Below are 23,495 nucleotides of genomic sequence, written 5' to 3' on the forward strand. Positions count from 1 at the left end.
AGTTTAGCTATGCATTTATGGAGAAAAATAAAATGCTTAGAAAGTTAGGGGACTTTCCAAATCAAAATGCTGTAGAGTACGCAACCTTACTTGTTCATATAAAAAATGATCTTTTACCACAAAATCTTCGCTCATATCATTGGGAGCATGATGAAAACTCAATGATCATTGTAGGAGTTTCACCAAACGGACGGTTGTGCAGGAAAAGTGTTTACCTTGATTCATTAGAATTAGCAGAAGATTTTGCTATCTACTTACATGACTTATTTAAAAAACGAAAATATAATTCAGATTACAGAATCGAATTACTTGTTGAGACTACTTTTAGTGGTAAAACCGTGTCTCGCTGGAAAGAAATTGACTCTAAAAAGGTAAGAGAAGTAATTTCGTTATGAATACGTGCCAAGATAAAATATTGAAGTAAAATTTGATGCGCTTAGCATTAGCTCAAAAATCAGATAAGAGAAAGTCCTATGGCAGCATGGCAATTTAAAGTCTGCTTAATTCCCCAAAGCTGGTTCAATACGAATGGGATAGACATTTCTAGATTTTATGATGCAGAAGGTAATTATGATGCCTCTTTTACTTGGAAAAATCATCCAGTAAATGATGTAAAAGGTGAAATTATAAAATATTACCCCTTATCTAAATCATGGCATGAGGACATAGTTAGTTTCGGAGATGAAGAAAAAACTGACGGACAAGTATGGTATGAGAAAGGAAAGTTAGAAGATATTCAGTTTCGAATAGATATGCGTGGCAATTTTGTTTTAGATATTGAACAAATTATTGCTATTGCACAAAAGCTTTCTTGTGTATTTTTTATACCTGAACAAAAGTGCATAGCTGAACCAAATGTATTTAAAGTAATCAGTCATATTAAAAAATCAAATGCATATTTATTCGCTAAAGATACTGAACAATGGTTTAACAGTATAGAAAACCATAATAAATGAGTTCAAAAGATGAGTTATAATTTTTAGAATTACCCTATATTTTTAAAAACAAAGCCGCTATTAAAGCGGCTTTATCAAATAATTTAGATCAATCTAATTATTCATCATCCATCATGCTTTGGCTCATACCGACAGTATTGAAACCACCATCAACATACATGATTTCACCTGTAATGCCTGAAGCCCACGGTGAGCAAAGGAATAATGCAGCATTACCCACTTCTTCGATGGTCACATTACGTTTTAAAGGCGCAATCTTTTCATTCGCATCAAGCATTTTACGGAAAGATTTAATACCAGATGCCGCCAAAGTACGGATTGGGCCCGCAGAAATTGCATTCACACGGATACCATCAGCACCCAAGCTAGAAGCTAAATAACGAACACCTGCTTCTAAAGATGCTTTCGCCATACCCATCACGTTGTAGTTTGGCATCACACGCTCAGAACCTTGATAAGTTAAGGTCAATAAGCAACCTTGACGCGCTTGTAATAATGGCTTTGCTGCACGAGCCATCGCAACAAAGCTATAAGCACTGATGTCATGCGCGATTTTGAAACCGTCACGGTCTGTCACGTCTGTAAAATCACCATCTAATGTATGTGCTGGTGCGAAACCAATTGAATGCACTACACCATCCAAACCATCCCAATGTTTTGCTAACTCAACAAAGGTGTTGTCAATTTCTGCATCAACAGCAACATCACAAGGGAAAACCAAGTCTGAACCAAATTGTGCGGCAAAATCATCGACACGTTTTTTCAGCTTATCATTTGGATAAGTAAACGCCAGCTCTGCACCCTCACGGTGTAAAGCTGCCGCAATGCCATAAGCAATCGACAACTTACTTGCAACACCTGCGATTAAAAAACGCTTACCAGTTAAAAGTCCTTGTGACATCTTATTCTCACTCGAAAAATTTTCATCCATAATGCCAATATTCAGCATTTTCCGAAATTGCATAATGCATCTTTTTTACAATCTTGCATAAAAAAACGCCCTCAATTGAAGGCGTTTAATATTTTTACTGACTTAATACAGGCTCATTACTTTTGGATCAGGCTCAATAAACGCATAAATGAGTAATACATCCAGACCAAAGTGGCTAACAATGCGATACCACACACCCATTCAAATGTTTTAGGTGCGCCCTGCGCCGTAGCACGTTCAATCAAATCAAAATCCAAGATCAGGTTCAACGATGCAATCACCGCGACAAAAGCCGCAAAACCGATGCCTAACCAATTACTTTCAAATAGATAAGGAATGCTAGAACCCAATGCCAAACTTAAAAAGATCTGCACCACAAAAACCAAAGCAATCGCAATCGAAGCTGAAATCACAACTGCTTTAAACTTCTCAGTTGCACGAATCACTTGGAACTTATACAAGGCAAATAACACCAATGTGGTGACAAATGTCGCGAGTAATGCTTGTAACGGTACACCTGGAAATTTCACTTGGAAAATAAAAGAAACACCACCTAAAAATGCGCCTTCAAATAAAGCAAAAGGAATCGCCAATACAGGTGCGGTATTCGGTTTAAAAGTTGTGATCAACCCAAGAATAAGGCTGCCAACAATCCCTACGATGGTTGCAGCATAAGCAATTGAAAAATTAGCAGTGAAGGCACAATATAAAAACAGTCCGATCCCAAGCGTTGCTGCGATCACAGTTAACAGGACTGATTTCTGAATAGCCCCTTGGATCGTCATCGGCTCGGCCAAATCGCTATAGGTTTCAACTCGGGTTAAAATAGGATTATCGCTTTGCATGTCTGCTCTCTTTTTATAGTTAACGAAAATAAAATGTGAGTTTAAGCGATTTTAGCATCGCTCCCAAATATTTTTTACGTTCGATAAAAAAAGAGGCTTTCGCCCCTTTATTTAAATTCTTCGAGAAAGCTTATTTATTCATAATAAAAAAGTATTCACGATAATATTTCAATTCTGCAATCGAATCACGAATATCATCCATCGCTAAATGCGAGGCATTTTTCTTTAGACCGCTCATAATTTCAGGTCTCCAGCGTTTAGCCAGTTCTTTCACTGAAGATACATCTAAATTACGATAATGGAAAAATTGTTCCAACTCTGGCATTAAACGGTGTAAGAAACGGCGATCTTGGCAAATAGAATTGCCGCACATCGGTGAAGTCTTTGCATTGACCCATTTCATTAAAAATTCTAAGGTTTGCTGTTCCGCATCTTCAGCAGTCAGTTTACTGCGACGCACACGTTCAATCAGCCCCGATTGACCATGCTGTTTAGTATTCCACTCATCCATTGCGTTGAGCAAGCGATCTGATTGATGGATCGCTAACACAGGGCCTTCAGCCAAAATATTTAAATGATCATCTGTAATAATTGTTGCAATTTCAATAATCTGGTCATTATCCGTATCTAAACCCGTCATTTCGAGGTCAATCCAGATTAATCGTGTATCAGGGGTGCTGCTCATGGATAATATTTCTAATAGGTGTGAAAAACATCAATAGTAGCAAATTAATGCGAACTTGACTGTAACTCTCTCATCACTTCATGCTATTTTTGCGGTCTTATACATGTGGATTTTTGGGATATGAATGGCTTTAATTCGTAAGCGTCGTTTAACTGACCAGCAGCAACGTCGTATTGAAAAACAACACAAATCGCGTCAAGACGACATTGATACGTCGCAAGACCTAGATGGATTGGTTGTTCAACATTATGGTCGTCAACTCGAAGTACAAGCTTTATCTGTGCCTGAACAGCACCCAGAATCCCCACAAGTGAACGCAGGTGAGCCTGCACCATTTTGGAAATCGATTGAATTAGATAGTGTGTGGCGCTGCCATACTCGCACCAACCTCGAATTATTGGTCACCGGTGATCGCGTAAAGTGGCAAGCGGATCCCAATACAGGCCTTGGTATTATCACGGCGATCTATCCAAGACAGTCATTATTGACACGTCCAGATCGTTATCACAAAGTAAAACCCGTTGCTGCCAATATCAGCCTGATTGTGATTGTATTTTCACCGTTACCAGAACCTGCGCCAACACTGATTGATCGCTATCTGGTGGCTTGTGCCGATGCCAATATTCCCGCCTTATTGGTGCTAAACAAATCCGACCTACTCAAAGAAAATGATCCAATTCTGACCTTATTAAGTGAATATGAGACTTTGGGCTATGAAACGCTTATCTGCCACTCATACGGTGATTTATCTGCGCTTTCAGCTCGCATAGACAATGAAACGGTCGCTTTCGTTGGGCAGTCAGGTGTCGGCAAAAGCTCACTGATTAATACCATCGTTCCTGACGCTGCGCAAAAAACCAATATCATTTCTGAAAACTCTGCGCTGGGGCAACATACCACTACATCCACTCGTTTGATTAAATTTGGAACAAACGGCGCATTGATCGACTCACCGGGAATTCGTGAGTTTGGGCTGTGGCATTTAAGCTTAGAGAAAGTACGAACTGGTTTTCCAGACATTGAGGCACATTTAGGGCTTTGCCAGTTCCGTAATTGCACCCATACCCATGAGAAAAATTGTGCTTTGAAACAAGCAGTTGTTGCAGGTGAGATTTTGCCGCGTCGTTTAGATAGCTACTTACGACTGTTGGATGAGATTCAAGAAGCACAGCAAAAAAATTAGCATTAATTCAAATGAGCCCTTGAACTAAAGTTTTTGATCACCATACAGATAAGTTATACTCAGTGGCAGTTTTGATTTTAACTTTAGGTGACATGTGGAACGTTGGTTTGAGTTTATGGGGAATCACCCCTTCTTATTTGGTACGCTTGCGGTGCTCATCGTATTGTTCTTTGTTTTAGAAGGACAACGCAATGGTCGTAAAATTTCACCACAATCTCTCGGTATTTTGGTCAAAGCGAAAAATGCGATCTTGATCGACTTACGTGATGCGAAAGATTTCCGTGAAGGCCACATCAGTGGTAGCCGTAACATTTCATATAGCCAGATCACAAGCCACCTTGATGAACTCAAAGCAAGTGACCGTCCATTGGTCTTTATATGTAACTTAGGACAAGTGGCTGGCACTGCATTGCAAAAAGTGGGTCATGCTGACAGCTACCGCTTAGACGGTGGCATTAGCAACTGGAAAGCTCAGGGCTTACCTTTAGTCAAAAGTAAAACTAAAGCTTAAGGAGAGATGAAATGACAACCAATGTCACTATTTATTCAACGCTTTCTTGCCCATATTGCGTACGCGCCAAACAATTGCTTGAGCGCAAAGGTGTTGCTTATAAAGAAATTAATCTTTCTAATGAAGCACCTGAAGTTCGTATTGAGTTAATGCAACGTACCAATCACCGTACAGTGCCTCAAATTTTTATCAACGACCAGTTTATTGGCGGTTTTGATCAACTTTATGCCTTAGAGCGTGAAGGAAAACTCGATCCATTATTGGCTTAATTAACAACAGTTCCATAATTTAAGGAAAAACGATGAGCGAAGAACAAGTTCAACCACAACTCGCGTTAGAACGTATTTATACAAAAGATATTTCATTTGAAGTTCCTGGTGCACATGTCTTTACTAAACAATGGCAACCAGAACTGAATATCAACTTATCTTCTGCCGCAGAAAAAATTGATCCAACACACTATGAAGTGTCTTTAAAAGTTGTGGTTCAAGCAAATAATGAAAATGAAACTGCGTTCATCGTTGATATTACTCAATCAGGTATTTTCTTGATTGATGGTGTAGAAGAAGATCGTCTTCCATACATCTTAGGTGCTTACTGCCCAAATATCCTATTCCCGTTCTTACGTGAATCAGTGAATGATTTAGTGACGAAAGGTAGCTTCCCACAATTGCTACTTACGCCAATCAACTTTGATGCTGAGTTTGAAGCGAATATGCAACGCCTACAAACTGAAGGTGCTGCACAAGGTCAAGCATAATCGTTATAACGATTGCTTCGATATAAAAAAGGACTGATTTTTCAGTCCTTTTTTTAATATTAGTTAATAATCGTTCGAAAGGTTAGATTGACTCGTGCCGTACTCACTTTTTTGGTCGGCGGCAAACGATGCCACCAATAATGTTGCGTGGTATCTTTCATGACTAACAGACTACCATGCTCTAAATACAATTCTACTTTTTCCTTGGTCTGCTTATGTTTAAAAGCGAACTTTCGTTCCGCACCAAAGCTTAATGATGCAATCGCACCTTCTTTTTTCAGGTCCGTTTCAGCATCACTGTGCCACGCCATTCCCTCCTCACCTGTGTGGTAAAGATTGAGTAGACAAGAGTTGAATGTTTCACCTGTTAATTGTTCGACTAATGCTTTTAGTTCAATCAGCTCAGATGTCCAAGGCAAAGCATATTTGTTGATATTTGAATAGGTGTATTCAAATGCTTGATCGCCATACCACGCTACTTTTCTTTTGGTGGTGATCTGTCGACCAAAAATGATGGCCTGATCATTTTGCCATGCGATGTTGTGCATCAGCTTCTCAAAATAATCATCCGCACTCAAACCTTCAACGACTTTGCCATAATACTGTACCGTGCCATCATAAGGTAAATGGTTATGATTGGGATCAGCTTCGATATCAAACAGTTGCATGTGTTTGTACTCCCTCCCAACCAATCATTGCCATTTTTCTGGTCGCTCCCCATTCATAGCCACCAAATGCTCCAGTGGACTGAATCACCCGATGACAAGGAATCAAAAAAGCCACAGGATTATTGCCGATTGCGGTACCCACTGCACGCGCTGCTTTGGGATGCTCAATGGCTTGGGCCAGTTCGCCATAAGTGGAAAGTTGCCCCATTGGGATCTTGAGCAAACTTTGCCAAACTTTCAATTGAAAGTCTGTGCCTTTCAAATGCAATTTAATATCAGCCAATCGACACTGATCTTTTTGAAAAAGAACTAAAGCACTTTGTTGAAACTGGTCAGCTTGTTGTTTAAAAATGGCTTGGGGAAATTGAGATTTTAATTGTTCTAGCGCATCGGCTTGATGTTGTACAAAGGTGAGCGCACAAATCCCTTTATGCGTTGAGGCGATCAGCACCTCGCCAAAAAGTGTCTCTGCAAACTGATAATGAATGCTTAGGTTCTGCCCACCATGTTTATATTCGGCAGGCGTCATACCTTCGATTTGAATAAAGAGATCATGCAACCGACTGGTGCTGGAAAGTCCTGTTGCAAAAGTTGCATCAAAGATGCTGCCCTGTTGCTTTAAAATATTTTTGGCATATTCCACACTGATATATTGCAGAAACTTTTTCGGACTGGTTCCCACCCATTCACTGAATAAACGCTGAAAATGGGCTGGGCTTAGATGAATATGAGCCGCGACCTCATCAAGTTGCGGCTGTTGCTGGAAGTTTTGCTGTATATAGGCAATCGCTTGAGCAATACGATCATAATTCCGTTGCTGTTGCATCTGTCTGCCCTCTTGTTGCTATTTCTCCACATTAACAAGCTTACAATGAGAAGAAAATCCGAAAGATGCTATTCATGCATATCCATACTCCCTTATGATGTCATACACCAACACCGCTACAGAAAAAAAGAGAGAATAATAATGCCTTTTACACCATTACACTTAGGCGTCGGTGCTTGTTGTAAAGCTGTAGCACAACAACGTTTTAGTTTTATGATTTTTGGTGGCACACAGATCTTAATGGATATAGAGCCCTTACTTGGTCTAATTTATGGCTGGCAATATCTACACATCTACACGCACAACCTATTAGGCGCAACCCTGATTGGAGGCATTGCATTTCTCATCGGCAAACCGATAAGCCAATGGATATTAAGAGCTATTCTAAAATACAGAGATTGAAAAATTTCGTGGAAAACAGCAGCAATGAGTGCATATATCGGTAGTTTTAGTCATATTTTATTAGATGCTTTCATGCATCACGATGTTTATTTCTTTTATCCGTGGATTTTGAAGAATCCATTACTCCATATTATTCCCTATTCTCTTATTTTTTATAGCTGTATTTTCACTGCGATTTTTGGGGGTATATCTTGGCTTTATCTTTCTAAATACAAAAAATAAGAGGGTGTAAAATACACCCTCCTATATTTATTTATAAACGGCGACGTAATGCGTCAGCAATCGATTCAACCAATTGCTGCGAAATTTCCTGTTTAGAGGCTTTCTCTAATTCACGTTTTTTCATGTGGTAAGACTGGGCAAAGAATACCGTCATGGCATTTTCATCAGAAGCAAAACCAATATCAGGACGAGAGACGTCATTACACGCAATCATATCCAACTTCTTCGCAACCAATTTACCCGCAGCATATTCTTCAACATTTTGTGTTTCAGCGGCAAAGCCGACCATAAATGGGCGTTCTTGCTGCTGCGCGATGGTCGCCACAATATCTGGATTTTTCACTAAAGCAACCGCAAGTTCATCGCCTGCTTTCTTAATTTTATGTTCTGCCACTTGCGCCACACGATAGTCAGCAACCGCAGCGGTGGCGATAAAAATGTCACAACCGTCTGCCAGTTGATTCATGCTGACATCTAACATTTGCATAGCAGAACTGACATTAATTCGTTGCACGCCATTGGGCGTATCTAAACTCACAGGACCTGCGACCAAGGTGACTTTCGCACCTGCGGCATAGCAAGCGGCTGCGAGCGCAAAGCCCATTTTACCTGTGCTATGGTTTGAAATATAACGGACAGGATCAATTGCTTCACGGGTTGGACCTGCTGTAATCGTGACGCGCTTACCCGCCAATAAACCAAATTTCTCTGCGATTGCACGCTGTGCTTTATGAAAGTACGCTGCAACTTGACGGGCTAGATCTTCAGGCTCAGGCATACGGCCCAAACCCACATCACCACACGCCTGCTCACCTGCGTCAGGCATAATCACATGTACGCCATCTTCAACCAAGGTTTGCAAATTACGCTGTGTTGCTTTTGCAGCCCACATTTGTTGATTCATGGCTGGTGCAACCCAAACAGGTGCTTTGGTCGCTAAATACAAGGTACTGAGCAGATCATCGGCCAAGCCATTGGCAAACTTAGCAATACTGTCACAGCTTGCGGGTGCAACTAAAATCAAATCAGCCCAACGCGCCAACTCGATATGTCCCATACCGGCTTCGGCCTCTGGATTTAACAATTCAGTATGAACTGGATTTCCAGAAAGTGCTTGGAAAGTCAAAGGCGTAATAAAAGCTTGTGCGCCATGTGTCATGACCACGCGGACATCAAAACCAAAGTCTTTTAAACGACGTACTAAAATGGCACTTTTATAGGCTGCAATGCCACCCGTGACCGCTAATATAATGTTTTTGTGGGGAATAACACTTAGATCGAAGCTCACAAACAGGATACCTTACTGTTGCAGTGGCGCTCACAATAGCATTAAATACGATCAGACCCAAGTGATGGGTTTTTATAAAAGTCATAAACACAATAAAATCAAAGTGAACTGAACAATGAATAAATCGATTAAACAGTCCATCAAAGCATGGCCAGAACAAGAACGACCAAGAGAACGCTTATTACTTCAAGGGGCACAGAGTCTATCCGATGCAGAACTACTGGCAATTTTTCTGCGCTCAGGCTCGAAGCAACATTCTGCAGTCGAATTATCTCGTATTTTGATACAACATTTTGGCGGCTTAAACCCTATTTTTGACGCTTCACTTGAAGATTTGTCCCAGTTTAATGGCATCGCCTCAACCAAATATGCACAGCTTATGGCAGTCAAAGAGCTTGGGCGGCGTTATCTGAATAATCATTTTCATCAACAAAGACTTTGTTTAGATCACTCAAACCTGGTACTTGATTATTTACGCTATGAACTGCAAGGTGAAAAACAAGAAGTATTTGCTGTGCTGTGTTTAGATGCTGAATTAAGAAAATTACATTTCAAAAAATTGTTTTTTGGCTCGCAACATTCATGTAGTGTTTCACTGAATCAGACCTTGCGTTATGCCTTACAACAGCAAGCCTGCCAAATCGTGGTTGCCCATAATCATCCCTATGGCATAGCTCAACCTTCTCAAGAAGATATTTACCTGACACAGCAACTCAAGCAAGCATGTAAATTACTTGAAATTAACCTCATTGATCACTTTATTATTGCATCAGATGGCTATTTTTCATTTTCTGAACAACAACTACTCAACCCTATTAAAATCAAACAATCTCGTCTTGACAAAGGCTGAAGCAAGCCTGAACATCGACAGATAAAATTAATGATCCAAATAACATGATTGTTCGTGACCAGCCGAGTATTTTTAAAGTTTTATTCTCATGGCGTGGGACGATTTTACCCAAAATTTTACCTTCCCTCGGATTTGTTATGCTCATCTCTGCCATCATTGGCGGCATTGAATATATACAATTATTTCGTTTCCCCGAGATTCCTTTAGTTGGCTTCACCTTGATCGGTGTTGTGCTTTCCATTTTCTTAGGCTTTAAGAACAGCGCCTGTTATGAGCGTTGGTGGGAAGCACGTAAACTATGGGGTGTTCTGATTGCCACAGCGCGACATTTTGATCGCGATTGCCGCGTTTTAACCCAAGCCCGACGTGAACGAGTCATTCAAAATGTAATTGTATTTGCGAATGTCCTGCGTGACCGCTTACGCCACCAAACTGCAAATCCAACGGAATTGACCGAAACCAGTGGCTTAAGCCAACAAGCGCTTACACAGCTTTATCAACAACATAATGCACCTCAATACACGCTGAGCCTGATTCAGTGGGAGCTTTTACAAGCACTCAAAGACGGTGAAATCTCAGATATTATTTACACGCAAATGAACCAGCATGTTGTCGCATTAAGTGAAATGCAAACAGGCTGTGATCGTATTGCCAATACCCCAATTCCTTTTGCATATTCGGTATTGCTCAACCGTACCGTGTATTTCTTCTGTGTGATGTTGCCTTTTAGCTTAGGTTCTTTACTGGGTCTAGTAACACCCCTTTTGGTTGGCATTTTGGCTTATACCTTCTTAGGTTTAGATGCATTGAGCAGCGAAATCGAAGAGCCTTTTGGTACGCAAAGTAATGATCTGCCACTCGATGCCATGGTTCGAAACATCGAAATTGAGTTGCTCGGTACGCTCGGTCGTCCGACACCTCCGCCGATTCAGGCACATGATCATAATTTATTGTAAAACTAAACCGCCCCGTCGCAAAGTTAGCAAGGGGGCTACTTTCTTTTCCCGATCTCAATCCTGCTTTACTGAATAAAATGGGATGAAACCAAGGACTTAAAGCGCTCAGTAAATTGTCCATTCCAATAAGGATAATACGGATAAGGTGGATAAATCGCACTCACCTGATCGAGTCTATCCATCTGTTCCTGCGTCAATTGAATATCTTTAGCTTTTAAATTATCTCGTAGCTGTGTTTCATTTCGAGCACCTATCAGTACGCTGGACACCGTTGGGCGTTGCAATAACCAATTTAATGCAATCTGTGGAATCGAATGGCCTGTTTCATCTGCGATTTCCCGCAATATATCAATCACACTATAGAGCAGCGCTTCATTCACTGGGGGAGCAAACTGCGCCGTCTCATGTAAACGGCTGCCCGCGGGAATCGGATGCTCCCGATCAAATTTACCCGTTAGACGGCCCCAACCTAAAGGACTCCAAACCACAGCTCCAATGTGTTGGTCATCATTTAAAGGCATCAGCTCCCACTCATAATCACGCCCAATCAATGAATAATAGACCTGATTCACCACAAATTTTTCATAACCATATTGTTCAGCAATCGCTTGAGCTTTCATGAGTTGCCAACCAGAGAAATTTGACACCCCGATATAACGCACCTTACCACTCCGCACCAGTTCATCGAGGGTTTTCATCAATTGGTGCAAGGAGGTAAAGCTATCAAACTGATGCAATTGCAACACATCAATATAATCTGTTCCTAATCGCGTCAATGATTGTTCCACGGCATGCTGTAAATAATTTCGGCTAAAACCTGCATCATTGAGTTGATCGGTACTTCGGATTCCCACCTTGGTTGAAATAATATTATGCTGTCGCTCTGAGGTGAGTGCCCGACCCAACATTCGCTCAGACTCACCATCAGAGTAAACATCCGCGGTATCAAAGTAGTTAATACCAGCATCTAGACAAAGTTGGATCATGCTATTGGCTTCTGCCTGATCGGCTTGTCCCCACGCTGAAAAAATCTGACCTTTCCCGCCTAATGTTCCTGCACCAAATCCAAGTTGGGATACCTTTAAACCCGAATTTCCTAAGAAATGATATTTCATCCTACGCCTCTCTCATCAAGTTTTATTCGCTTGAGATCACAATAGCGCTATGAGATTTTTTAAAAAACCACGATAATCAAGAAATACTTTTCTGGTTTTATTGATAATGAATACAGAAGATTTCCAATTTTTTATTCGAGTTGCTGATTTAGGTTCAATCAGCAGAGCCGCTCAAGAAGCCAATATTTCTGTTTCTGTAGCCAGTCAGCGAATTCAACGATTAGAACAAAATCTACAACTTCGTTTGTTGCATCGCACCACTCGTAAAATCAGTCTGACCGAAGAAGGGAAAACCTTGCTTGAACATGGTCGAATCTGGCTTCATGAATTTTCAAGCCTACAGCAATCACTAAAAGTTCAAGACAAATGCCTCTCTGGCACGCTGAGAATCACCACCTCTGCCACGTTTGGCACAAAAATTCTAATGCCAGTGATCGCTGAATTTTCATTATTACATCCAGAACTTAAAATTCACTTAGATTTAAATGACCAAAACATTGATCTGATTCAATATGGGATGGATTTAGCAATACGCATCGGAAAATTAAAAAGTTCAACATTGATTGCCAAAGCACTGACATCAAATCCACGTTTACTTTGCGCTTCGCCCGCATATTTAGAAAAATATGGTCGGCCACAGACGTTGTCAGATCTCAAATTACATCGTTGTATTTTGCAACAACATGAACATGGTTTAACTGATCATTGGAATTTCATAACAAAAATGGGAGAGCTGCAACACATCCAAGTGGCTGGTTATTTCACAACGAATTCAGGTGAAGGCGTTCGGCAAGCCTGTTTATCAGGTTTAGGCATATCCAATCATTCGCTTTGGCATGTCAGTGATGACTTAAAAGCAGAAAAACTTGTTCAAGTTCTCGCTCAGTACCCAGTTGAACCCACTTCGATTTATGCTGTTTTTCCGAATAGAAATTTAATCCCACCCAAAGTTCAATTATTTTTAGAATATTTACTGGACTATTTTCAAAACAGATACCCTTCGCACAATCTGCTTTAAAAAACTTACCTAAAACTTTCCCAAATGCCTCTCTGCCCTTCATTTACTTTCGGCGTTTGTCCAAGCTTGACCCAAGGCATATTGTCACCATGAAAATCACTGCCAATGGAAACCGCCAAATCAAACTGCTGAATCATTCGATCCACCATTTGCCGTGTTGAAGCAGGCTCTATACTCGGTGGCAGTTCGACTGCATCACCGCCACTCTGAGCAAATAACTCAATCAAATAGCGAATATTGGTAGCGGATAGATCATAACGTGTCGGATGTGCCAAAACGGCAAAACCTTGACTGGCATGAATCACCTCAATGGTTTCTTTTAAACCCACCCCATCAAATTTCACAAAAGCCTTCTTGCCTTCTTTTAGAAAACGATCAAATGCTTGCTGTGGGCGACTCACGATATTCTTTTCGACCAGTGTATTTGCAATATGGGTTCGAGTCACTCGATCCGCATGACCATCCACTTTGGCGACCACATCTGGGTAAATATCAAAACCGATACATTTCTCTAATAAACAACAGATCACCTTTGCTCGCTCAGCGCGTATTTTTTTCTGCTTCTCAAGCATGATCTTTATCGGTGTTTCGTCTTGCATATTCAATGCAACAATATGTACACCATAACTCTTTTTGGTATTTTCTCTCGCCCATTGACTAGAAACTTCAACACCCGAAATAATTTGAATATCATGGTCTTGAGCATACATTCGGGCCTGTGCCAAGCCATCCATGCTGTCATGATCGGTTAAAGCCAAAGTATGAATTTTTACATCCACAGCAGCCTGCACCAATTGCTCTGGAGACAAAGTACCATCTGAGATAAGGCTATGGGTATGTAAATCGACACCGAACATGGATTGTATTATGCTATCTGACCTATTTCATTGCCGTACTGTAACATGAAAGCGTTGCTCGACTATCTTCCGATTATTATCTTCTTTTATTTTTATAAAACTACCGACCCGAAAGATAATCATCACCCATTATTAGAGTTAGTGGGTAGTGCAGGAAATACGGATCAAAATCATATTCTTGTTGCAACCTGCGCCTTACTCATTTCCACACTGGTGGTTTACGGCTGTTTGTTCATTTTCCAAAAATTTAAACTGGAAAAGATGCAATGGTTTATCGTGGTCATGTCGGTTATTTTTGGTGGGATCACCTTAGTTTTCAGCGACGTCACCTATATCAAAATGAAAGCGGTCATTATCAATGTCGGTATCGGCATTGGCTTTTTGGTTACGCCATTATTTAATAAAGAACGAATGCCAATTATTCAAAAAATGCTCGGTTCAGTATTAGAGTTAAACAAAAAGGAATGGATACGATTGAATTGGGCATGGTGTGGTCAGTTCTTTTTATTAGCTGGCTTGCATTTCTTCTTTGGTTTTATGTTTTTAGAAGGAAAATATTGGGGTGAATTCACTGCTTTTGGCGATATTATCGTGTCGCTCAGTTACCTTGCTGTGATACTATTTTGCTTAAGAAAACGTTTTAAAACCACTGACTAGATTTTGAATCATTGAGCAACTGCTATGCCCTATTTTGTACTGACTTGTACTGATCGTGAAGGTACTTTGGAGAAACGTCTAGCGACTCGTCCGCAACATGTAGCTCGACTACAAAAACTGGATGATGAAGGACGTTTAATTACCGCTGGCGCACATCCCAAAGATCCTGATGACTTACAAGCTGGCTTCATTGGCAGCACCATTATTGTGGAATTTGATAGTCGTGAAGCACTTGATGCGTGGATTGAAGAAGAACCTTTTTTAAAAGAAGGGATTTACGCCACGATTGATGTAAAACCTTTTAATAAAGCGTTTCCAAAAGGGTAAACCATGCGTATTGCATTCCAAAGCTTATTTGCTCTATGTTTACTCACTTCTAGTGTTTGGGCTGTTGAATCATCAACGGTTCAAACCACCACAAGCGCAGTAACCAAACCATTAACAGCAGAACAAATTGCCAAAGCCAAACAGCAGCAAGAAGCAAAAAATAAGGCACTCATTCAAGATCAAGCCAGCCGTTTAAAGCAACTTGAAAATGCCAATCTTGAAGCACTGACTCAAAACCAAGAATTACAGTTAAAAAATGACAGTTTAATTGTACAAGTCCAAGTATTACAAAGTGAACGTAGTGCACAAATGTTCCTCTACGGTGCGATGACCATTGCGGTCGGTGTCATTCTTGGCTTTTTTATCGCAAGTTATGTTTATACTAAACGCCGTCGCCAGTGGTAAACCGCAACACATTTATTTATGTCTGAGTCATCAAAACTACAAACAGCTGCATTGGACTGGGAACTCATCGATGGTATTGAAGTTCCCATTTCTAAACAATTCGGCGATGTCTACTTTTCCAAAGACAATGGCTTATTAGAAACACGCCACGTCTTTTTAAATGGCAATGATCTCACTGAGCGTCTTTCCCAACTCAACGATTATCAATATTTTTGTGTGGGCGAAACAGGCTTTGGTACAGGTTTAAACATTTTAGCGTTATGGCAACTTTGGCGACAAATTCGTCCCGATAATCACAGCCATTTACACGCCATCAGCGTAGAAAAATTTCCACTCAGCAAAGCGGATCTCATCCGTGCCCTCAATGTTTGGACAGAACTACAACCGCTAGCCGAAAAGCTGATTGCACAATACCCATTACCGATCGCTGGCTGTCACCGCCTTGATTTTCCTGAAGAACGCTTTAGTCTTGATTTGTGGTTAGGCGATGCACAAGATATTTTTCCAAGTATTCCTAAAACCCAAGCGGTAAATGCTTGGGTTTTGGATGGCTTTGCCCCTTCTTGTAATCCAGATATGTGGCAAGAAAATGTACTCAATCATATTGTTCGTTTATCTGACTTGGGTACAACCTTTGCATCATTTAGCGTTGCAGGTGTACTGAAACGTGGACTCAAACAGCATGGCATACACATTAGTCGCCCACGTGGTTTTGGTCATAAACGAGAAATGCTTAAAGCCATTTGGCTTGAGGTTGTTTCACAAACTGAAATAGCATCGCGAAATACCGAAGAAAATGTGCTGACACAACAACAGCCTGAATCCAAAACAACAACGCAGCAAAATATCGCCATCATTGGCGCAGGAATCGCGGGTTTAAGTAGTGCATGGGCATTTGCTCAACGCGGGCATCAAGTCACGATCTACGAGCAAAATGAGCCACTCTCGGGGGCATCAGGCAACCCTCTCGCCTTACTCAACCCCAAGCTATGTCCAATTGAACAAGCACATGATCACTTGATGACTTTGAGTTGGCAACATGCTTTGAATTTTTATCCACGTTTCAAAGCGTTTAGACCGATTCAGGTTCAACAAATTGCTTTAAAAAATCCTGATGAACTTTTAGGATTGGTTGAACAATACCCTGATCATGTTTTATCTGCTCACTCTTCGCTAGAGGCTCTCCCTGAAACTGAGTTTTCCAGTTTAAAATTACGACAAGCAGGCGCAGTTTCCCCGCATCAACTCCGTGATGAGATTTTGCAACATCCCAATATCACGATCCTAAAAGCCAAGATCTCAGATTTAAAGCAAGTAGAAAAGCAAACTGAGCTATGGCAAGATCAAGAACGACTTGCATCGGCTGATCATGTGATTGTGTGTTGTGCCAAACAAAGTGCGGAACTGTTTGAAAACTATCCAATACTTAAGCCGATTCGAGGACAAGTCAGTTGGGTAAATAACAGCAATCAACCGCTTCCGCTTGATCAAGCTTATAGCTATGGCGGTTATTGTATGCAGTTTGATGCAACTCAACTGATCTTAGGCGCATCCTTTTTTCCAAATCGAGACGATACCGAAGTATTACCAGAAGACCATGTGCATAACCATGAACTTATCCACAGTGTCTTTCCCGAATACGCGCAACAGCTCCCATCGACAGACTCATGGCAAGGCCGAGCATCTGTGCGCGCACAAAGCTTAGATTACTTTCCTTTAGTCGGCAAAATGCAAAATACAAATGAGTGCTATACCTTTGCAGGTTTAGGTTCTAAAGGTTTCTTGTTTGCGCCGCTGTGCAGTGAAGTATTAGCTGCATTGGTTTTAGGTGAGCTTTGTCCAATTCCACAAAGCTTATTAGATAAACTCAATCCTCAACGTTTCCAAAAGAAAGTTAAAGTAAAAAAACCTTATTATTCTGGCTAAACTATCGTTTTAAGAAAAATTATTTTAATCAGATTCTTATTTTTTTAAATTTGCCAAAATACCGAAGTATTTTGGCAAATTTTCTTAGCGATTAAGCACCTTGCTCTAAAGCTAAGCCTGCATCACGTGCTGCACGTGTGCCACCCATCAAGACAACATATTCACGAGAACCATCAATACCTTCTAAAAGTTCTGCTGCTCGAGGTGCTTTACTGCCACCCCCGCATAGAATATAAATCGGCTGATCCGCTGCAACCTGAGTCAAACTATCCGCAGTTAATTCAGCAATTGGGCGATTTACTGCCCCTTTGACATGAGCCTCTGTATACGCTTTGGTATCTCGGACATCCCAAATGACAGCGTCTTTTGGGAACTCAAATGTTGTAATTTCTTGTTTACGGATCATTGCGCACTCCTTTGATGTAAACAACACTTGGCAAATGAAGAAAACCCCCTTAGCATCTCAAATATTCTTTCCCTTTGTAAAGGTCTAACTATGCCTTCTTTTGATATTGTTTCTGAATTAGAGTTATTTGAAGTCAATCATGCCGTACAAAACACTCAAAAAGAGATTGCGACACGTTTTGACTTCCGCGGACAGGATGTTTCGATTGAGCTAAATGAAAAAAATAAGGAAATCAAAATCTCAACTGAAAGTGATTTCCAATGTGAACAAGTCTATAGCATGCTCGAAAACCATTTCTATAAACGCAAGATTGACGTACAAGCATTAGATCCTCAAAAAGCCACCGCATCTGGTAAAAATGTGGTTCAAGTTGTCAAACTTAAAGATGGACTTGACTCAGATACCGCAAAAAAAATTAATAAAGCCATTAAAGAAAGCGGCATCAAAGCGCAATCTTCTATCCAAGGCGACAAAATTCGTGTCACGGATAAAAAACGCGATACTTTGCAACAAGTCATGAACTTTTTACGTGAACAACAATTTGGTCTGCCACTCCAATTTAATAATTTCAAAGACTAAGCAATAGGTTCACTATGGCAAAAGATAACCGTCTTTATACGCTGGTTAAAACCACGTCTAAGTTTCCTAAAGGCATCCGTAGCACATTATGGAGCAAAGCTTTTGGCCGTGTTGTTCCAATGGTGGGAACAGCGAATATCCGCTATTTAGAAGTGGATAAAGACCACGTGACTGTGCGTATTGAAAACCAACGTAATATGCAAAACCATATTAAAGGTGTTCATGCCGCAGCAATGGCGCTATTGGCTGAAACAGCAACGGGTTTTTTAACTGGTCTACATGTTCCAGATAGTCGCATTTTGTTGATTAAATCTTTGCATGTCGATTATTTAAAAGTTGCTCAAGGTGGCTTAACAGCGACAGCAACATTATCAGCTGATCAACAAAAGTTTATCGCTGAAAATGAAAAAGGCGAGTTATTGATTCCTGTCACTGTCATTGATGATGCTGGCAATGAACCAATCCAATGCCAAATGCTTTGGGCTTGGCTGCCAAAACGCAAAAAATAATTTTTTGAATGATAAAAATAAAGCCCAAATGATTTGGGCTTTATTTTTTGCAGTGTCCTGCCCTAAATGAACTTTTCAATGATTAAAATTAGCTGCTGAAGATACTCAGCATCGACATCATCAAATTGATCCAGTTCATCGCTATCAATATCTAAAACCCCAACACACTCACTATTTTTCATGATCGGCAATACAATCTCAGATTTAGAAGCCGAACTACATGCGATATGTCCGGGGAATTGATCCACATCGGGCACAATCATCACTTGCTGTTGTTGCCATGCTGTTCCACAGACACCACGGCCTTTTGCAATACGTGTACAGGCAATCGGCCCTTGAAAGGGTCCTAGCACCAGCTCATCGTCTTTCACAAGATAGAAACCAACCCATAGCCAATCAAATTGCTGTTTTAATGCTGCACAAATATTCGCGAGATTGGCAATCACATCAGATTCACCATCAACAATCGCTTGAATCTGCGGCACTAGACTTTGATATTGTTCAGCTTTATGACCTTGTTGCAAAACGAGTTCTTCAGCCATGATCTACACTCCAAATGCCAATATGATATAAAACAAAAAGATAGAGCATACAAAATCAAGCTCATATCCGTTTGGGTTATATTTTACAAGTTCGCTAAATAAGCTTGTTTAACCTCATCAGAAATCACACGTTTATTGCCATTCACATCAACAGCAACAAAAGTAAAGACCCCTTCCGTAATCCGCACAGGATCTCGAGAGTCATCATGACTATTCCAAACTTCAATTTGTACCTGCACCGAACTATTTCCGATTTTCAGGATTTTGGTGTAGCAGCTAATTACATTACCGACTTTGACTGGAACCAAAAAAGTCATCTGATTAATCGCGATTGTGGCACAGCGACCTTTACTCAGACGTTCAACATGAATCGCACCCGCTAAATCCATTTGAGAGACAATCCAGCCCCCAAAAACATCACCACTCCAATTGGTATCAGCTGGCATTGCAATATTTTGCAGTGATAAAGTACCCTCTGGATGATTCAAGCGTTCCGTCATATTCATTCTCTTAATGTTGCTGTAATTGCTGATCTAGCCATTGCTGTAATTCAGGCGTACGTAATGCACCGCTGATTCTTGCTAACTCGGTGGTTTTATTCATCAAGACCAAGGTCGGAATACTTCGGACATTAAAAGCAGCACTTAAACGAGGATTTGCTTCCGTATCAATCTTCGCAAAAATTACATACGGATTTTGCTGAGCAACTTGAGCAAAATGTGGTGCCATCATCTTACATGGACCACACCACTCGGCCCATAAGTCAATCAAAACCGGTAAATCGGTATTACTGATAAAATGACTAAAATTTTGTTCATTTAACTCAATTGGCGCTTGGGGTAATAATGCCTGATGACATTGACCACAATTCGGATGAACTGCTAGTTTTTCTTCGGGTACGCGATTTTTTGCACCACATGATGCACAGACAATCATCATTTACATCACTCCAATATGTTGATGTAAAAATTCTAATTGGGTTGTGACTGCTTTTTCAAACCATGAACCGTGATAAATATCAAAATGTTTCATATCCCACTCATGGTAGCTCACAAAAGGAGCAATATTGGTTGCAGCTTCACGACTCGACTCAATCGGAATCAATGTATCATGCTTCGCTGCAATAAATAACACAGGGATATTGATCTTACGTACAAACTGGATCGGACGATAACGCATCAAATTGAAAAATACCCGTGCTGGGACTTCCCCACTCCAGTAATAGTCAGGATTTATAATCGAATGATAACCATAATAACTATCCGATGTCGGTAAGAAGCACAGTCTATATTGATCAACAACAGGTAGAGTCTTAGGTACCAATCCCATCTTAGACCCCATGTAGTCTTGACTGGAACGCTTTAAAGCCTCAGGGTAGCGCTGAAGAGGGTAATGCTTGGCCGTCTCCGCACCATCTACATAGGGCACCTGTACCATCACTGCTTGGATATTTTTGAGGTCACTTGCCAAACTCAGTGCATAACCACCACTCAAGGATGTTCCCCAAAGAATAATTCGTCGGCTATCGATCAACTTACAGTTAGATGCATGTTGAATCATGGTTTTCCAATCATCTAATTGAGCAGTTAAGGAAACCAATTCTCTTGGTTTTCCTGTACTCCCACCCCAAAAACGATAATCGAATAGAATGACGGCATAACCCGCTTGAGCAAAACGTTGTGCATATTGCACTAATTTAAATTGACGCAATCCTGCAAAGCCATGTGCCATTAAAATTACGGCAGGTTTAATATTTGTCTTAGGAAGATAAAAATCAGCAGCGATCGTTTCATCACCACTTGGAACATACAACGGCTCAACAGTGTAGGTGTGCATGCGCGCTCCATTACGTTATCTTTTTTAGGTTCATCGTTTATTTACTATAGACATTTAAACTCAACATTAAGCTTAATGCTATGATAGAGCATAAAATGTTTTGTTTGTTTTTGGAGTGACAAGATGTCAGAGAATATTGGTTTTGCAGGTCAAATTGGACCAGATCACGTCGAGCAGGTCGTAGAGAAAGGATTCAAATCTATTATCAATAATCGCCCTGATATGGAAGGAGGCCCTGAACAGCCGACGAGTGCTCAAATCGAGGAGTCTGCACGTAATGCAGGATTAGATTATGTCTATCAACCTGTTGTTGCAGGCCAGATTACCGAGTTAGATGTCCGTACTTTTGCAAACCATTACAACGAATTACCAAAACCTATTTTAATGTTTTGTCGTACAGGTAATCGTTCAAATAATTTATACCAATTAGCAAAACAAATGGATTTGCTAGATGATTAATTTTTTCGTACCAAAATAACAACCTCATCACAATTTTAATCTGATTAGATTCATTAACTGACTCTAATCTAAGAATGAATGATGGCTGACTATCATTTAAATAGTGCTGAGATTTCACCTAGATGATTCAATCAGCACTATTTTTAATGTATGCTAGCGTAGTTAATTTAGAGTAATTAAATGCAATTATTATTTGCATCAAACTAGAACACTATCAAAATGGTATCAAACTTTTTTAATAATACCTTCTGAGGTTTTAGTGACTATAAATGCGACGAGATCATAATTTGAAACATAACTAAAATATTGTTCAAATGTCTCAATTGCAAATAACTTTGACATATTAACAACTCTATAGTTCACACAATTTATTTGGGGAAATCTATGAAATTTATCAAGGGGACACTTGCGATTGCGTTAACAAGCATCATCGCAGCATGTGGCGGAGGCGGTAGTAAAGGCTACTACAATCAAACAAATAGCGGAGGTAATAATACTGAACAACCACCAATTATCTCACCAGAATTAGAAGAAGCAACTACAACTCTGACTTCATTAAAAAAAGAAGGACAGTTTTTGTTTGGTAATTACGATGCGACTGATGAGTCCATGTCTAAGGGATACATTGATCATGCTTTAGATACCTTTGCTCAAGGGCCTTTGCAACTTACTGTTGATGCGAAAAAGTTATTTGATCAAGATAAATCTCATTTCACTTATCATGAAACGTGTTTTGGGGGTGAAGGCAATCAAATTTATGAAAATACCCCATGCTACGCACTAGAAGGCGAAACAAATATTAAAGCTGCCTTGAATACGATCTCACCAAATACTTATAACAACTGGGATTTTAGCATCAGCAAAAATGACCTAGCAAAACTCAAAATAACACCTGAGCAAATTAGTAAATTCACAGGTGAAACATTTATTTTGATCTTTGATAATCAAAATCAAGACAAGGCTTGGAATGATGTATGGATTGCTGGTGTATTTGGCTATCCCTATCAGCAATCTTGGGGATTAACTCAGTCAAACCAACTTCGTGTTGTTTCCATGAATGGTGAAGGTCAATATAATGTGACTGTTACCCATCCAGATGAAGAAAGTAAAACTTATGGCGCTTTAAGTATTTATAAAGATCCAAAAAGTTTAGAGGGTGATCTTTTTGTATTACAAAATAACTCTAGTTTCGACGTTTTGATTAATGACAATCCAAGTACACCAGATTTAGAACCCGTTTCTTTTGTTGTAAATTCAGTACCAGGTGATGCAACTGCGCTTGCAACCTATCGAATTAAACCTTCAGGAGACAAAATTTTAAATATCCCAAGTGTATCAGCCATATCAGGTTCTCGTATTACAAATGAAGCTCCTTCGAATAATACACAAAGTTTCACAGGGAGTATTTATTTAGAAGGTTCTGATATCTTTACATTTAAGAAATCATTAAATGGTACATTATTGAAGTTCAAGCATATTTTTAATGGTATTACTTTTGAAGGTAGCTCTGTCAACAACAATGGTACAGTTACAACAACTTTAAAAAAACCAATAGGCCTTCAGTACTAAATAAATTTTTCTCTATTTAAATTTTAAGGCCCTTAAATTGGGCCTTAAAATTATCTATTATTTTCTATACGCCATAAAAAACACCCCAACCATTTCTGATTGGGGTGTTTGATATTTAAAAGCTGGCGATGACTTACTCTCACATGGCAAGTGCCACACTACCATCAGCGCGAAGAGGTTTCACTTCTGAGTTCGGGAAGGGATCAG

General features: G+C 40.1%; 32 protein-coding genes. 19 read left to right on the top strand and 13 right to left on the bottom strand.

The genetic code is table 11. The annotated features are described in order from the left end of the window. The first annotated feature begins 32 nt into the window (after positions 1–32). Both F903_RS16010 and F903_RS16015 read left to right on the top strand, forming a co-directional pair. Positions 33–395: a hypothetical protein gene (locus F903_RS16010; protein ID WP_005198637.1), complete on the top strand. Its 363-nt coding sequence runs from the start codon at positions 33–35 to the stop codon at positions 393–395. A gap of 78 nt (positions 396–473) precedes the next feature. Next, positions 474–956, top strand: a complete 483-nt coding sequence (locus F903_RS16015) for a hypothetical protein (RefSeq protein WP_005198638.1) — start codon at positions 474–476, stop codon at positions 954–956. Between the two features lie 97 nt (positions 957–1,053). On the opposite strand, the gene F903_RS16020 is transcribed toward F903_RS16015, so the two are convergent. From F903_RS16020 to orn, 3 genes are all read right to left on the bottom strand, one after another. Next, positions 1,054–1,857, bottom strand: coding sequence for an enoyl-ACP reductase FabI (locus tag F903_RS16020; RefSeq protein ID WP_034595189.1), 804 nt, complete (start codon positions 1,855–1,857; stop codon positions 1,054–1,056). A gap of 146 nt (positions 1,858–2,003) precedes the next feature. Next, positions 2,004–2,732: a Bax inhibitor-1/YccA family protein gene (locus F903_RS16025; RefSeq protein WP_005198644.1), complete on the bottom strand. Its 729-nt coding sequence runs from the start codon at positions 2,730–2,732 to the stop codon at positions 2,004–2,006. 130 nt (positions 2,733–2,862) lie between these two features. Then, positions 2,863–3,417 carry an oligoribonuclease gene (orn, locus tag F903_RS16030; RefSeq protein WP_004672669.1) on the bottom strand — a complete coding sequence of 185 codons (555 nt, stop codon included), beginning with the start codon at positions 3,415–3,417 and terminating at the stop codon, positions 2,863–2,865. Positions 3,418–3,541: 124 nt separating this feature from the next. Here orn and rsgA point away from each other — a divergent pair, with 124 nt between their 5' ends. The 4 genes from rsgA to secB all read left to right on the top strand — a co-directional run bounded on the left by rsgA (position 3,542) and on the right by secB (position 5,871). Beyond that, positions 3,542–4,600 (top strand): ribosome small subunit-dependent GTPase A, encoded by a 1,059-nt coding sequence (rsgA, locus tag F903_RS16035; protein WP_005198646.1) that lies wholly within the window; start codon positions 3,542–3,544, stop codon positions 4,598–4,600. A gap of 94 nt (positions 4,601–4,694) precedes the next feature. Continuing rightward, the gene (locus F903_RS16040) at positions 4,695–5,111 is read left to right on the top strand and encodes a rhodanese-like domain-containing protein (RefSeq protein ID WP_004672665.1); all 417 of its coding nucleotides are present in this window, start codon (positions 4,695–4,697) and stop codon (positions 5,109–5,111) included. 11 nt (positions 5,112–5,122) lie between these two features. Next, positions 5,123–5,380 carry a glutaredoxin 3 gene (gene grxC, locus F903_RS16045; RefSeq protein ID WP_004672664.1) on the top strand — a complete coding sequence of 86 codons (258 nt, stop codon included), beginning with the start codon at positions 5,123–5,125 and terminating at the stop codon, positions 5,378–5,380. Positions 5,381–5,412: 32 nt separating this feature from the next. Continuing rightward, complete coding sequence (secB, locus tag F903_RS16050) at positions 5,413–5,871, top strand: protein-export chaperone SecB (RefSeq protein WP_004672663.1); 459 nt, start codon at positions 5,413–5,415, stop codon at positions 5,869–5,871. A gap of 59 nt (positions 5,872–5,930) precedes the next feature. On the opposite strand, the gene F903_RS16055 is transcribed toward secB, so the two are convergent. Together F903_RS16055 and F903_RS16060 are read right to left on the bottom strand one after the other, a co-directional pair. Beyond that, a complete protein-coding gene (locus tag F903_RS16055; RefSeq protein WP_005198651.1) occupies positions 5,931–6,539 on the bottom strand; it encodes an alpha-ketoglutarate-dependent dioxygenase AlkB family protein in 609 nt (202 codons plus the stop codon). Then, the gene (locus F903_RS16060; protein WP_005198654.1) at positions 6,526–7,365 is read right to left on the bottom strand and encodes a methylated-DNA--[protein]-cysteine S-methyltransferase; all 840 of its coding nucleotides are present in this window, start codon (positions 7,363–7,365) and stop codon (positions 6,526–6,528) included. The genes F903_RS16055 and F903_RS16060 overlap by 14 nt, the downstream gene beginning before the upstream one ends. Before the next feature lie 141 nt (positions 7,366–7,506). Here F903_RS16060 and F903_RS16895 point away from each other — a divergent pair, with 141 nt between their 5' ends. After that, complete coding sequence (locus F903_RS16895) at positions 7,507–7,767, top strand: hypothetical protein (protein ID WP_005198656.1); 261 nt, start codon at positions 7,507–7,509, stop codon at positions 7,765–7,767. Positions 7,768–7,770: 3 nt separating this feature from the next. Further along, positions 7,771–7,989 carry a DUF4184 family protein gene (locus F903_RS16900; RefSeq protein ID WP_265596658.1) on the top strand — a complete coding sequence of 73 codons (219 nt, stop codon included), beginning with the start codon at positions 7,771–7,773 and terminating at the stop codon, positions 7,987–7,989. 31 nt (positions 7,990–8,020) lie between these two features. On the opposite strand, the gene coaBC is transcribed toward F903_RS16900, so the two are convergent. Beyond that, the gene (gene coaBC, locus F903_RS16070; protein ID WP_004672659.1) at positions 8,021–9,277 is read right to left on the bottom strand and encodes a bifunctional phosphopantothenoylcysteine decarboxylase/phosphopantothenate--cysteine ligase CoaBC; all 1,257 of its coding nucleotides are present in this window, start codon (positions 9,275–9,277) and stop codon (positions 8,021–8,023) included. Between the two features lie 115 nt (positions 9,278–9,392). Between coaBC and radC the strand changes: the two genes are divergently transcribed. Both radC and F903_RS16080 read left to right on the top strand, forming a co-directional pair. After that, complete coding sequence (radC, locus tag F903_RS16075; RefSeq protein WP_005198660.1) at positions 9,393–10,127, top strand: RadC family protein; 735 nt, start codon at positions 9,393–9,395, stop codon at positions 10,125–10,127. Between the two features lie 44 nt (positions 10,128–10,171). Beyond that, on the top strand, positions 10,172–11,083 hold the full coding sequence (locus F903_RS16080; RefSeq protein ID WP_004672657.1) for a bestrophin family protein: 912 nt from the start codon (positions 10,172–10,174) through the stop codon (positions 11,081–11,083). A gap of 65 nt (positions 11,084–11,148) precedes the next feature. Here F903_RS16080 and F903_RS16085 read toward each other — a convergent pair whose 3' ends face one another. Next, positions 11,149–12,198: an aldo/keto reductase gene (locus tag F903_RS16085; protein ID WP_005198661.1), complete on the bottom strand. Its 1,050-nt coding sequence runs from the start codon at positions 12,196–12,198 to the stop codon at positions 11,149–11,151. A gap of 106 nt (positions 12,199–12,304) precedes the next feature. On the opposite strand from F903_RS16085, the gene F903_RS16090 reads away from it, so the two are divergent. After that, positions 12,305–13,216 carry a LysR family transcriptional regulator gene (locus tag F903_RS16090; RefSeq protein ID WP_005198662.1) on the top strand — a complete coding sequence of 304 codons (912 nt, stop codon included), beginning with the start codon at positions 12,305–12,307 and terminating at the stop codon, positions 13,214–13,216. Between the two features lie 5 nt (positions 13,217–13,221). Here the strand turns inward: F903_RS16090 and F903_RS16095 are convergent, their stop codons facing one another. Further along, positions 13,222–14,073, bottom strand: coding sequence for a PHP domain-containing protein (locus tag F903_RS16095; RefSeq protein ID WP_005198663.1), 852 nt, complete (start codon positions 14,071–14,073; stop codon positions 13,222–13,224). Positions 14,074–14,118: 45 nt separating this feature from the next. Between F903_RS16095 and F903_RS16100 the strand changes: the two genes are divergently transcribed. From F903_RS16100 to mnmC, 4 genes are read left to right on the top strand one after another with little or no spacing between them, the layout of a single operon-like run. Then, positions 14,119–14,730: a septation protein IspZ gene (locus F903_RS16100; protein ID WP_005198664.1), complete on the top strand. Its 612-nt coding sequence runs from the start codon at positions 14,119–14,121 to the stop codon at positions 14,728–14,730. 24 nt (positions 14,731–14,754) lie between these two features. Beyond that, on the top strand, positions 14,755–15,057 hold the full coding sequence (locus F903_RS16105; RefSeq protein WP_005198666.1) for a YciI family protein: 303 nt from the start codon (positions 14,755–14,757) through the stop codon (positions 15,055–15,057). A gap of 3 nt (positions 15,058–15,060) precedes the next feature. Continuing rightward, positions 15,061–15,462, top strand: a complete 402-nt coding sequence (locus F903_RS16110) for an SH3 domain-containing protein (protein WP_005198674.1) — start codon at positions 15,061–15,063, stop codon at positions 15,460–15,462. Positions 15,463–15,480: 18 nt separating this feature from the next. Further along, positions 15,481–17,388 carry a bifunctional tRNA (5-methylaminomethyl-2-thiouridine)(34)-methyltransferase MnmC2/FAD-dependent 5-carboxymethylaminomethyl-2-thiouridine(34) oxidoreductase MnmC1 gene (mnmC, locus tag F903_RS16115; RefSeq protein ID WP_005198676.1) on the top strand — a complete coding sequence of 636 codons (1,908 nt, stop codon included), beginning with the start codon at positions 15,481–15,483 and terminating at the stop codon, positions 17,386–17,388. Positions 17,389–17,479: 91 nt separating this feature from the next. Here the strand turns inward: mnmC and F903_RS16120 are convergent, their stop codons facing one another. After that, positions 17,480–17,794, bottom strand: coding sequence for a rhodanese-like domain-containing protein (locus F903_RS16120; protein ID WP_004672647.1), 315 nt, complete (start codon positions 17,792–17,794; stop codon positions 17,480–17,482). Positions 17,795–17,884: 90 nt separating this feature from the next. On the opposite strand from F903_RS16120, the gene F903_RS16125 reads away from it, so the two are divergent. Together F903_RS16125 and F903_RS16130 are read left to right on the top strand one after the other, a co-directional pair. Continuing rightward, positions 17,885–18,373 (top strand): YajQ family cyclic di-GMP-binding protein, encoded by a 489-nt coding sequence (locus F903_RS16125; RefSeq protein ID WP_004672646.1) that lies wholly within the window; start codon positions 17,885–17,887, stop codon positions 18,371–18,373. Between the two features lie 14 nt (positions 18,374–18,387). After that, positions 18,388–18,882, top strand: coding sequence for a DUF4442 domain-containing protein (locus F903_RS16130; RefSeq protein ID WP_005198679.1), 495 nt, complete (start codon positions 18,388–18,390; stop codon positions 18,880–18,882). Between the two features lie 62 nt (positions 18,883–18,944). Here the strand turns inward: F903_RS16130 and F903_RS16135 are convergent, their stop codons facing one another. The 4 genes from F903_RS16135 to F903_RS16150 all read right to left on the bottom strand — a co-directional run bounded on the left by F903_RS16135 (position 18,945) and on the right by F903_RS16150 (position 21,260). Beyond that, positions 18,945–19,424: a GAF domain-containing protein gene (locus F903_RS16135; protein WP_004672643.1), complete on the bottom strand. Its 480-nt coding sequence runs from the start codon at positions 19,422–19,424 to the stop codon at positions 18,945–18,947. Positions 19,425–19,507: 83 nt separating this feature from the next. After that, positions 19,508–19,924, bottom strand: coding sequence for an acyl-CoA thioesterase (locus F903_RS16140; RefSeq protein ID WP_004672633.1), 417 nt, complete (start codon positions 19,922–19,924; stop codon positions 19,508–19,510). Between the two features lie 10 nt (positions 19,925–19,934). Beyond that, complete coding sequence (gene trxC, locus F903_RS16145) at positions 19,935–20,363, bottom strand: thioredoxin TrxC (RefSeq protein WP_005198681.1); 429 nt, start codon at positions 20,361–20,363, stop codon at positions 19,935–19,937. Next, positions 20,364–21,260: an alpha/beta hydrolase gene (locus F903_RS16150; protein WP_004672631.1), complete on the bottom strand. Its 897-nt coding sequence runs from the start codon at positions 21,258–21,260 to the stop codon at positions 20,364–20,366. It lies immediately after the preceding gene. A 123-nt stretch (positions 21,261–21,383) separates the two neighbouring features. On the opposite strand from F903_RS16150, the gene F903_RS16155 reads away from it, so the two are divergent. Both F903_RS16155 and F903_RS16160 read left to right on the top strand, forming a co-directional pair. Then, entirely contained in the window at positions 21,384–21,719 is a 336-nt protein-coding gene (locus tag F903_RS16155) for a protein tyrosine phosphatase family protein (protein ID WP_005198691.1), read from the top strand. Between the two features lie 384 nt (positions 21,720–22,103). Next, positions 22,104–23,288: a hypothetical protein gene (locus F903_RS16160; RefSeq protein WP_005198700.1), complete on the top strand. Its 1,185-nt coding sequence runs from the start codon at positions 22,104–22,106 to the stop codon at positions 23,286–23,288. The last annotated feature ends 207 nt before the right edge of the window (positions 23,289–23,495 follow it).

This window comes from Acinetobacter sp. NIPH 298, assembly GCF_000369505.1.
Classification (GTDB): domain Bacteria; phylum Pseudomonadota; class Gammaproteobacteria; order Pseudomonadales; family Moraxellaceae; genus Acinetobacter.